The 10753-nt window shown below is 60.9% G+C and carries 11 protein-coding genes; 7 read left to right on the forward strand and 4 right to left on the reverse strand.

The annotated features are described in order from the left end of the window. Positions 1-48: 48 nt before the first annotated feature. From D6850_RS17340 to D6850_RS17355, 4 genes are all read right to left on the reverse strand, one after another. A complete protein-coding gene (locus tag D6850_RS17340; RefSeq protein ID WP_121168870.1) occupies positions 49-1026 on the reverse strand; it encodes a cytochrome c oxidase subunit II in 978 nt (325 codons plus the stop codon). Continuing rightward, a complete protein-coding gene (locus D6850_RS17345) occupies positions 1023-1637 on the reverse strand; it encodes an exopolysaccharide biosynthesis protein (protein ID WP_121168871.1) in 615 nt (204 codons plus the stop codon). The genes D6850_RS17340 and D6850_RS17345 overlap by 4 nt, the downstream gene beginning before the upstream one ends. 99 nt (positions 1638-1736) lie before the next feature. Continuing rightward, positions 1737-2189: a protein tyrosine phosphatase family protein gene (locus D6850_RS17350; RefSeq protein WP_121168872.1), complete on the reverse strand. Its 453-nt coding sequence runs from the start codon at positions 2187-2189 to the stop codon at positions 1737-1739. A 10-nt stretch (positions 2190-2199) separates the two neighbouring features. After that, positions 2200-3666: an MBL fold metallo-hydrolase gene (locus D6850_RS17355; protein ID WP_245964235.1), complete on the reverse strand. Its 1467-nt coding sequence runs from the start codon at positions 3664-3666 to the stop codon at positions 2200-2202. A 179-nt stretch (positions 3667-3845) separates the two neighbouring features. Here D6850_RS17355 and D6850_RS17360 point away from each other — a divergent pair, with 179 nt between their 5' ends. The 7 genes from D6850_RS17360 to D6850_RS17390 all read left to right on the forward strand — a co-directional run bounded on the left by D6850_RS17360 (position 3846) and on the right by D6850_RS17390 (position 10479). Continuing rightward, complete coding sequence (locus tag D6850_RS17360; protein WP_166434115.1) at positions 3846-4889, forward strand: PAS domain S-box protein; 1044 nt, start codon at positions 3846-3848, stop codon at positions 4887-4889. A 415-nt stretch (positions 4890-5304) separates the two neighbouring features. Beyond that, entirely contained in the window at positions 5305-6504 is a 1200-nt protein-coding gene (gene repA / locus D6850_RS17365) for a plasmid partitioning protein RepA (RefSeq protein WP_121168875.1), read from the forward strand. Beyond that, positions 6504-7472: a plasmid partitioning protein RepB gene (gene repB / locus D6850_RS17370; RefSeq protein ID WP_245964236.1), complete on the forward strand. Its 969-nt coding sequence runs from the start codon at positions 6504-6506 to the stop codon at positions 7470-7472. Before repA ends, repB begins: the two co-directional genes overlap by 1 nt. A gap of 240 nt (positions 7473-7712) precedes the next feature. Beyond that, positions 7713-8768: a plasmid replication protein RepC gene (gene repC, locus D6850_RS17375; protein WP_121168877.1), complete on the forward strand. Its 1056-nt coding sequence runs from the start codon at positions 7713-7715 to the stop codon at positions 8766-8768. A 619-nt stretch (positions 8769-9387) separates the two neighbouring features. Next, positions 9388-9552 (forward strand): hypothetical protein, encoded by a 165-nt coding sequence (locus D6850_RS19780; protein ID WP_245964237.1) that lies wholly within the window; start codon positions 9388-9390, stop codon positions 9550-9552. 405 nt (positions 9553-9957) lie between these two features. After that, a complete protein-coding gene (locus tag D6850_RS17385; RefSeq protein ID WP_121168878.1) occupies positions 9958-10179 on the forward strand; it encodes a type II toxin-antitoxin system CcdA family antitoxin in 222 nt (73 codons plus the stop codon). A 6-nt stretch (positions 10180-10185) separates the two neighbouring features. Beyond that, complete coding sequence (locus tag D6850_RS17390) at positions 10186-10479, forward strand: CcdB family protein (protein ID WP_121168879.1); 294 nt, start codon at positions 10186-10188, stop codon at positions 10477-10479. The last annotated feature ends 274 nt before the right edge of the window (positions 10480-10753 follow it).

A 10753-nucleotide genomic window follows, 5' to 3' on the forward strand; every position in this document is an offset into this window, starting at 1 on the left:
TGTCGTCGTCACGCGGGGCGTTTCTGGGGGCGTCTGAAAACGTATCGGTCATGTCAGCCCCATCAGATAGCTCGCGAGCGCCTCAAGCTCGGCATCCGTCAGATGATCAAAGCCGGGCATTTCCACCCCCGGCTTGAAACGAGCGGGATCCGACACCCAGTCGCGCAACGCCGCCTTCTCCATCGGCAGGATCCCGGCGGCCAGTGTGCGACGCGACGCCAGGTGCGTCAGATCCGGCCCGACCGCCCCACTGGCCGCCGTGCCACGCACCGCGTGACAGGCGCCGCAGCCCTCGGAGAGAAACAGCGCGGCGCCGCGCGTGGCCTCATTGCCTTCTGGCGGCTTGGCTGGTGCGGCCTCGGCTTCCAGCCAGGCGGCGAACTCCTCGGGCGGCATGGTGACTGCGCCGAAGGCCATGTAGGCGTGGCTCTCACCGCAGAATTCCGCGCATTGGCCGCGGAATTGCCCCGCCCGGACCGGCTCGAGCGACATCCGGGTTTGCCGGCCGGGAATGAGATCGGTCTTGCCCCCCAGGGCGGGGATCCAGAACGAATGGATCACCCGCTCGGCATTGAGGGTGATCTCGGAGCGTTGGCCGGTGGGCAGGCGGATCTCGTTGGCGCTGATCACCGGTTCGCTCGCCCCGTCGGGCCAGTATTCCACCCGCCACCAGTACTGATGCGCCATGACCCGCACCTCAAGCCCTTCGCCAGACGCGCGCTGGTTCGGCATCTCCGACAGGGCATAAATCAACAGCGCGCCCAGCACGATGGTCGGAAACACCACGCCGCCGCCGATGATCAGCGCTTCCGCCGCGCGTCTGCCGAGTGGCCGGGGCGCAATGCGCGTAACGTAAAAAATCAAGCCATTGACGAAGAGCCACAGCACGACCGCGCCGGCAAGCATCACCCAGAACAGGTCCGAGAGCACCTGCGCGTCACGTCCGGCGGGATCGAGCACCGATTGTTCGCCCGCGCAAGCGGTCAGAAGAAATGGCAGGACGCATATCGCGGCGCGCCTCTTCATCCCAGCACACGCATCAGCAAATAGATCAGCCCGCCATACGGGATGAGCGCGAGCACCACGAATATGCCGTCCCGCGTCAGCATCGCCATCACGAGCAGGCAGACACCGGCCGCGACCACGGACGAGGAAAACGGCACGAATTCGAGAAACGGCATCGCCAGGCCGCTCAGCAGACACAGGATTTGCGGCACCCAGATCACGGGGCGGTGAAACAGGAACTTCAGTCGGTCGCCGGTGTGTCTGTCGATCCAGCGCAATGCCGGCTCGATCTTGCGGATCGCGCGGCTCAACTTGTCCGGGTCGATTGACGCGCGCTTGAGTTTGCCGGGCAAGTGGAGGCTGCGAAAATTTGCGATCAACTCAAAGGACAAGAGGGCGATCACCAACCCGCACACCACCGACACGCCGGGAATTCCTGAGAGCGGCGTCGCCGCAATGAGCGCGACCAGCAGGATCGGCGGCAGCGCCCCCTTGTCTCCGGCCGCTTCGATTATCTCGCCTACGCTCAACGCGTCGTCGCTGCGATCAGCAGCGCTGAGCACCGACTCCACGGTTTCGCTGAGCGGCCCATCGGCTGTCTTGGACGACGTTTCGGTGGTATCGGCAAGCATGATCGGCCCTTGTTTCTACCGAGCGATAAAGGATGTACGCAAAGGACGCTCGCAGCGTCCGCGCATCAGTGACCCCCTCAGGGATGCATGGCGCAGCCTTCAGTGGTTGTGTCCGACGTAATCTTTGACGAAGCTCTCCATTTCCGGCGTATCGCATTCGAACCCCATCTCTTCGGCTGCTTCGATTACCTCGCCGCCGCTCATGCCCTGTTCACAGGCGATATGCATCATGACGAAAGCGCCCGATCGTTTGCCGGACGCGCAATGCACAAGCACCGGCCCGGGCAGGTCGCCTACCTTGGCGCGAAAGCCGTCAACCACGTCGTCCGTCATGTTTTCCCCATCGACAGGATGGTGGAGGTAGGTCAGACCCGCCTCTGTGGCCTTGCGGCCTTCCTCCCGCGGGGTCATCTTCAGCTTCTTCTCTTCATCTTCGGTCTGCATGTTCACGACCGAGCGAAAGCCTTCCTGCGACGCCTGTCGAATCTGGGCCTCGTCCGGCACGAATTTCGCGACGGTGAAGCGATCGTTGATCTTGACGGTATCTTGCATTTCTTCCTCCTCAGTTCGGGATTTCCTTCTCATAGCCGGCAGCGGTCCAGGCCCTCCAACTGCCGAGCGTGTTGCGCAGGTTGTCAAAGCCGTTCGCGGCGAGAAAGCTCGACGCGATGCTTGCCCGAAACCCGCTGGCGCAGTAGGTCGCGTAGGTTTTGGACTTGTCGAGGTTGTCGAGCTTGTCACGCAATTCTCCGAGGAAGGCATGGCGCGCACCCGGCACATGACCCGCATCCCATTCATCCGGCTTTCGTACATCCAGCGGAACGACATCACCTGCCCGTTCGAGGTCGTGCACCGTGATCTGGGGGATTTTTTCCAACTCGCGCCCCGCTTCTCGCCAGGCGGCGATGCCCCCGGCCAGATAGCCGCCGAAATCGGTATAGCCGGTGCGCCACAGGAGGCGGAGCACCCCGGGCAGTTCCTCATCGTCGCCGAGAACGAGATGGATCGGGCGATCGGGATCCAACAGCCATCCGGCCCAGACCGAAAGTTCGGGCCGCGCGGCGATGTTGAGGCTACCTTTCACGAACCCGGACCCGAATGCCTGCATGTCGCGCACATCAAGGATCTGCGCGCCCTGCTCTGCTGTATCGGCAAATTGATCCACCGTCAGCGGCTGCACACGCGGCAAGTTGCGCAGCACCTCCGGTCCCTTGGTGTTCACTTTCTTCATGCGCGGGTAATGTGTCGGCACTGGTGGGGCATCGCCCAGGATCGCCTCTTTGAACGCCTCGGGATCCTCGATCCTGGCATAGCGGTTGTATCGGCGTTCATAGCCGATCGTGCTTGACATCCTGTCCCCGATATCCGGGCCGCAGGCCGACCCGGCGCCGTGACAGGGATAGATGATCACGTCGTCATCGAGCGCCATGAACACGTCGCGAACGGTGTGAAACAGCTTTTCGGTCAGCTCCTCGGTCTCGTCCTCGCCCAACAGATCGGGACGGCCGACGCTGTCCACGAAAAACGCGTCCCCGCTCATCACTCCCCAAGGCCGCTCATTGTCGCCGTCAAACATCAGGTAGGACATGTGCTCGGGTGTGTGGCCGGGGGTGAACCGGGCTTTCAAGCGCAGACCGCCAAAGCGGAACTCGTCGCCGTCGCGCACTGGCTCGTGGTCGAAGTCATATTCGGCGCCGCCTTCGACGCTCAGATGCAGCCGCGCCTGTCCTCCGAGGCGATCCACAAGTTCGCGGGCACCGCTCATGAAATCGGCGTGAATATGGGTTTCGAATACGTCGGTGATCGCCAGTCCGAACCGCCGCGCCCGTTCAAGGTAGATGTCCACGTCCGGGCGCGGATCGATCACCGCCGCCACGTGGGCGCTGTCATCCCCAAGCAGATAAGAGCATTCGGCGACTCCGTCGGCGAGAATCTGTTCAAATCGCATGGTCATCGGCGGGGCCTCCGTGGTTGTCCGAGAGACAACGACCCCAACCGGCGGAGTGTTCCGTGAAATCGGCTCGATCAACCGGGCGCGGGGCGAATTCCCGGCAGACGGCAAGAACGCGCCGCCAACCATCCTCTCAGTTCGCCCATACGTTGTCCGGCGAGATGCGCTTTTTTCTTTGAGTCGTTTCCGGAGCAGGTATATATCTGAATCGTTTCCGGAGCATGTGTATAGGCGTAGACTTCACCGGAGTTTGGAAAATGGGTTCCCTGGAGCGGCGACTGCAACACCTTGCGGCGATTGTCGAAGATTCCGACGACGCGATCATCACCAAGGATCTCGACAGCATCATTCAGAGCTGGAATCGCGGTGCGGAATCGCTGTTCGGCTATACCGCCGAAGAAGCGATCGGCCAGCCGATCACCCTCATTTTTCCGCAGGGCCGGCAAGACGAAGAGGCCGGTATCATCGAGAAAATCCGGCGCGGTCAGCGCATCGCGCATTTCGAGACGATGCGCCGGAGAAAGGATGGCGGCCTGGTGCCGATCTCGGTGACGATTTCGCCCATGCATGACGGTAGCGGCCGCGTCGTCGGCGCCTCCAAGATTGCGCGCGACATCTCGTTGAAACGCGAGATCGAAGAGCAACAGCACATGCTGCTTTCCGAGATGCGACACCGCGTCCGGAACTGCTTTGCCGTGGCGGGGGGGCTGCTGCGGATTTGTGCGCGGCAGGCGGACAGCATCGAAGAATTGCTGGACATGATGCAGAACCGGTTTCAGGCGCTTTCACGAGCACATGACCTGGCCGTTCCTCTTCCTGACCCGGACGAAAAGAAGTCGGCCGACGTGAACCTGCATGAGTTCGTTTCCTCCATCCTGACGCCATTCATCGGCGGGACCGAGCCGCGGATCGCGATAGAGAATTGCCGCGTCGCCGACGCTGCGATCACTCCTCTCGCACTCGTTTTCTACGAACTCTGCACCAACTCGGTGAAGTATGGCGGCCTATCGACGCCTCGGGGCGATCTCGTCATCACCAGCGAGCGGGAAGGCGATCGACTGAGGATCCTGTGGTCCGAAACCTGCGAGATCGACGACTTCGGAAAGGCCGAGGACCATGAAGGATTCGGCACGAAGATGGCCCAGACCGCCATCGCGGCTTATCTTGACGGGACTCTCACGCGAAGTTTCACGCCCACAGGTCTGAGGGCGGTGCTGGACCTCAACTACGAAAGGGTCACGGACGCGCAACGGACGGTGAGCGCGGCAAGCGATGCAGACAACGCCGTGTCCGACGCGTAAACGCCGCGCCCCGATTATCGCAACACGGCGCTCTTGCTTTTGCCGCGCACCCCCCTGCCCTGTCAAAAGCTGCTCGCCATTCCGACGAAAACTCCCAGAATCACCGCATCGAACGACCTGCAACCACCGAAATATCCGCTCAGGCCCGAGGGTTAATCGACGCGAGCGAAAGACCTCATGAAACTCACCGACCCGACCGGTCGCGTAGTTTTCCATTAGTAATCAGAATGTTAAAGCTGCGCTGCGACGCGCGCCCTTATTGGTGCTGTGGATAACTTTTCCACTATATTTAGATTCTTCTTGCCGGACTCAGACGTTCGTGGCATTTCCATTCTGACGGCAAAACGCGTCAGACGCGGATTCGACCGTCAGAACAATCAAGAGCCTTAGCAAAGGCCATGAGAGGCGGCAGAACATGGATGATCGAAATACCGGCTACGCGCAAGGAATAGGCTCTTCCGACATCGGAGTATTCGCAGACAGTCTTGCCGAGTCGCTTGACCGGCAGATGAAAGTTGCGTTCGAGCCAGAAGAGCGCAAGTCCTTGCGCCGCTTCAGTTCGACCGAGGTCGCCGAACTGCTGCGCGTCAGTACGTCGAACCTGCGCAACCGCCACAAGGATGGCAGTTTTCCGGAAGTTCATACCGACGGTCGCGGTCACAGGTTCTACACGGCCGAGGAGGTTGACGAACTCCGCAACATCTTGGCCCGCACGGGGAAGAACGCTGACGCGTACCGACCCGGTCGCCGAGAGGGCGACCGGCTGCAAGTCTTATCGGTCGTCAATTTCAAAGGCGGCAGTTCAAAGACGACGGCAACGATCCATCTTGCGCACCGGTATGCCTTGCGCGGCTATCGTGTGCTAGTGCTGGATCTCGACCCGCAAGCCAGTCTGACAACCTTCTTCGGCTTCCGGCCCGAGCTCGAGTTCGCCGAAGGCGGCACGATTTATGACGCCCTGAGATACGAGGATCAGGTTCCGCTCTCCGAGGTGATCCAGAAAACATACTTTCACAAGCTCGACATGGTCCCGGCCGGCCTGATGTTGTCCGAATACGAGACCGAGACAGCCAACGCGCTCGCGCGCCGGGTGCAGCCGATTTTCGCAGAGCGCCTTGCCCTGGCGTTGGAGGAAGTCGATTCCGATTATGACATCGTGCTGATCGATTGCCCTCCGCAGTTGAGCTTCCTGACCTTGACCGCATTGGCGGCGTCGACGGGCCTTCTTGTGACGGTGGTTCCCGGCATGCTCGACATCGCGTCGATGAGCCAGTTTCTCAAACTCGCCTCGGAGACGGTCAAAGCCGTTGAAGAGGCGATTGGACGGCATGTCACCTGGGACTTCGTGAAGTTCCTGATCACACGCTACGAGCCTTCGGACGGACCACAAACGCAGATGGCTGGATACCTGCGTTCAATCCTCGCTGGCCAAGTCATGACCGAGCCGATGCTGAAATCGACCGCTATATCCGACGCCGGCATGACTCAGCAAACCATTTACGAAGTGGACCCGGGCCAGTTCATTCGGAAGACGATTGATCGGGCGTTGACCAGCGTGAACAGCGTTGCCGATGAGCTGGAGCAGACAATCCAGATGGCATGGGGGCGGCGCTGATGGCCCGAAATATCTTCAATCAACCTCCGAAAGACGTGAAAGAGACGGCTGCGCCCTCCCCTGCCCCGGTCAAGTCGGCAAAGCTGCCCGGCTCGGTTGGCGGATTGCGCGATTCCCTGCGGGAGATCACGGCCAACTCGATCCGGGACATCGAGCCTGACCGGATCGATATGGATGGTCTCCGGGATCGCCTGATCCTGGAAGATAGCAGCATCGAGGATCTCGCGGAAAGCATCCGCAAGCATGGTCAGCAGGTGCCGATCATGGTTCGTCCTTCAGACCAACCGGATCGGTACCGCATCATCTACGGTCGTCGCCGACTTGCAGCCATTCGAAGGGTTGGCGGAACCGTCAAAGCGATCGTTCGAACTCTCGATGACGACGCTTCCCTGATCGCGCAAGGCCAGGAAAACAACCTGCGATTGGATCCGTCGTTCATTGAAAAAGCGATCTTTATCAAGGAGATGCAGAAAGAAGGCTACAAACCGGGCGTCATTCAGGACGCTCTGGGACTCACCCGGCAGGGGGTGTCGAACCATCGTGTGGTCATTGAGCAGCTGCCTGACGACCTTGTCCGACTTATCGGCCCGGCTCATGGCGTAGGTCGGCGCCAGTGGGGTGAACTGGCTGCCCTTACAGCGAAGGCGCCGCTTGTCGACATCGCGCGCGAGACGCTTGCCGCCCTACCTGAGACCGCTTCAAGCGCGGACAGGTTCCAAGCCGTCTATGTGGCCTGCTCCAGCAAGGCGCGCGGCGCGGCCAAGCCAAGCGTCCGTGGCCAGATTACCGTGGTCAAAGACGATAGCGGCAGCCCTGTGGGCACGCTGACCGTCGATGACAAGTCGGTCGCGATCAAGATCACCCGCAAGGATAACCCGGAATTCGGCCAATGGCTCGAAGAGCGCGCGGAAACCACGCTGCGCCAGCTCTTCGAGCGATGGCAGGATGAGAGAGGCTCGGGAACCTGATTCCCGGCCACAACCATATACACGAGCAGAGGAGAAAGGCGAAGGCCGAAGAGAAAAGAGCCCCCCAAGGTTTCCCCCGGAGAGCCCTCATCATCTGATTAGCACCTGTGATGTAGCAATCTCCGACGTACTGGTCAAGAGTCACCGATTCGGTGGACGGATTTTTATTGTCTTTTCTCGCCAGAAACGGCGTGAAGAGCCGGGGAAGTTGTGGGCCACAACGGTCATCGTCCAACAAACATGGCATTCACAAAACTTTCCGTTCAAACCGAGGGCGTCGTTGGCGACGCCCCCGCCACGTCCACCGCTGAGATCGACATCTGGGCGGTCTTCCGCGCGCTCAGGGACACGCGCAGCCTTTACGGTCTCCGTCCGGGGCACGTTCAGACGCTCCAAGCGATGCTGAGCTTTCTCAGACCTGGGCATGGAGATACAGTCTTTGCTTCCAACACCGAGATCTGCCGTCGAATTGGGGGGATCGATGAACGAACCCTGCGCAGGCACATCGATCGCTTTGTCGAACTCGGCTTCATGAAGCGCCACGACAGCCCAAATCGCAAACGATACAGGGTGAAGTCTTCCGAAGGTCAATCCATTAGCTATGGCTTGTCGCTCACTCCGCTGCTGGCACGCGCGAGTGAGCTACTCGCAGCGGCACAGGAGATGGAGAACGCCCGCCGGGATCGCGTGTTCTTGCGAAAACAGATCCTGAGCAGGCTTGCACATCTCGACGAAGCGGACCCCGAAAACGACTTCACTCACCAGATGCGCCGAGTTCTTCGGAGGAAGCTCTCGATCACGGAATATCGCGCCTTGCTCAGCGATCTGGAAGACCATTGCAAGCAGACGTCCACCGCGGTGGACGCACCGGATACAGTGAAACTGCCCGCCAATGACGGACAAGTTGCCCGGCGCCATTCTAGGTCTAAAAAAGAACAAAAAGAACTAGACAGCAAGAGCGGTAACGAAACACCTGCGCTGCAGACGCTCACAACGGTATGCGACCAGGCGACATCTTTCGCTACGAACTCGCTCAGAAACTGGTTCGAGGTCGAAAGTCATGCGAGGACACTCGCCCCGATGATGGGGATCCACGAGAGCGTCTTTGAGAAGGCAGCGAGGAAGATCGGTTCGCAAAAGGCCTCCTGCGCAATCTTCATAATTCTACAGATGAGCAACCGTATCCGAGACTTGGGCGCGTATTTCCACAGCATCACACTCGGTCGCAGAGAAACGGACTTCAACCCGTCACGCTTGTTGGAGAGGCTTTCTGGTACTTGTGCAGGTCACGCATGACGTCCACCGCGGTGGACATGTTGAAAGGTGAGCTGTGAAAAGGCTGAGGAGAAACCAGATGGGGAGAACGGTTTCCGCCAGCGGTCTTGGAGAAGATCGGATGGGGAAGATACTCAGAAAGGCCGCTGTCCCTTCACGGGGCATTCCCTTTGACAGGATGGTGCTGGCCAGGAGTCGCGGTCCTCAGTGGTGGCCGGCTTTTCCAGGCCTCGTCACTTCTCGTGACATCGAAGCGTTTGGCGAAGAAGATGCCCATTCTGTCGTCGCGCGGGAGGGCGCCTCTGTAACGCTTGATCGCAGTGGCGCGTTGCCGTCTATCAGGGCTTTGAGCGGCACAAGGATGAGCCGAGGCAGGGCGCCAATGTCCACCGCGGTGGACACTCGAAAGAAGGGCAGGGCGCTGCGCCTTCGACGGCACGCAAGATAGGGTGGAATCGGCTACAATACGGCGATCACTTAGTCCGGCCAAACGTTCTGCGAGAACACGGACGTCGAGGATGATGGCGCCTTTCCATTGCCTGAGCGGCGGCTGGCAGCGATTGCTTCGGCGGGATACCGGGCCGCAGTCAGCCGTCGCAGCATCGACTAGGCGGGCCTTTCGGCAAGCACGCGCATCTTCATGAGCCGATCCTTTCGGCTGACGCGTTGCGCAGAGGCCAACCTGGTCGAGATTGCCAAGGAGACGACTTCCAGTTTCGGACCAAAGCAGACGGATGCGTTTGAGGCCGAACTGCTTGAACGCTGGCAGGCGCTCTTGAATAGCCAGGCGCATACCCGCAGCTGACCGGTCTTGGTTACGGTTCGCGAGGGAAGGGGAGCGTTACCCGGTGTTTCTGGAGCGACCGCACGAAATGATCATCGACGACATCTTGCATTCCCGAAGTGACCTGCCTCGCCATCTCGCGGCGCTGGCGGCACTCAGGGACGACGCATCATAGCCCTGCTGTCTGGGTCAGGTTGACGCGAAACTATCGCGGCCGCGCTGGGGGAGCCCGACGCGCAAGCTGTGGCCCGCAAACAGCGCGAGGCGGCGCTGCGGGCATGGGGTCACTTGCGGTAGCGATCTGCCGGTTATGCGCGCCGGAACCGGCGACACGAGAGGGCAGGGGCGATCTCTGCAGGTTCGGCTTGCCTAGGTGTTGCGTACGGGTTATACTCCTCGCGCATACGGATACGCCGGGAGGCGAAAATGGGACGGGTAAAGGTCAACCTGACGCTGGACGCGGACGTTGCGGAAACCGCGCGTGCGCTTGGCCTCAACATGTCGCGGCTGGCGGAGGCGGCGATCGCCGAGGCCGCCAAGATCGAGCGCAACCGCCTGTGGCGGGCCGAGAACCGGGCCGCGATCGACGCCTATGCCGAGGAGGTGGCCCGCGAGGGACTGCCGCTCGGGAAGTTCCGGAGTTTCTGAGCCGTCATGGCCCAGTTCGATCTTTACCGCCTGGACGGCGGCCAGCTTGTCGTCGATCTGCAGACCGACCTGATCGGGATCGAGGCTTCGCGCATCGTCGCGCCCTTGCGCGAGGCCGGCGGCTACGCGGCGTTTCCGGGCCTGACGCCCGCTGTCGAGATCGGCGGAACGAGATGGATCGTCCGCGTGCAAGAGCTCGCCGCCGTGCCGGGCGCGGAGCTGCGCGAGCGGGCGGGTTCCCTGGCGGAACATCGCGACGCGCTGAAGCGCGCCCTCGATATCCTCATCGACGGCGTTTAGCGCGCGCGTGAACATGATTTCCCGGCGCTTTTCCGCGTGTCGCACGCGATTTATCAACATGTCCGATAATGCAAACTTATTGGACACGACACTGTGCGGCAGGGTGGGGCGGTTTGTGCGATATCTTGTGGCCATAAGCGCCGCGGTAAGATAGGCTCTGAACATGAAACCCGAGCCCATCCTCCACGAGCCGAGCCTCGAGACACTATCCCGGATGCCGGGCTGGGTCGCCTTGAGACGGGCCGAAACCCCTGAAGACGCGGCGTTTCTCTCG

The sequence above is a fragment of the Roseovarius spongiae genome, assembly GCF_003651245.1.
Lineage (GTDB): Bacteria > Pseudomonadota > Alphaproteobacteria > Rhodobacterales > Rhodobacteraceae > Roseovarius > Roseovarius spongiae.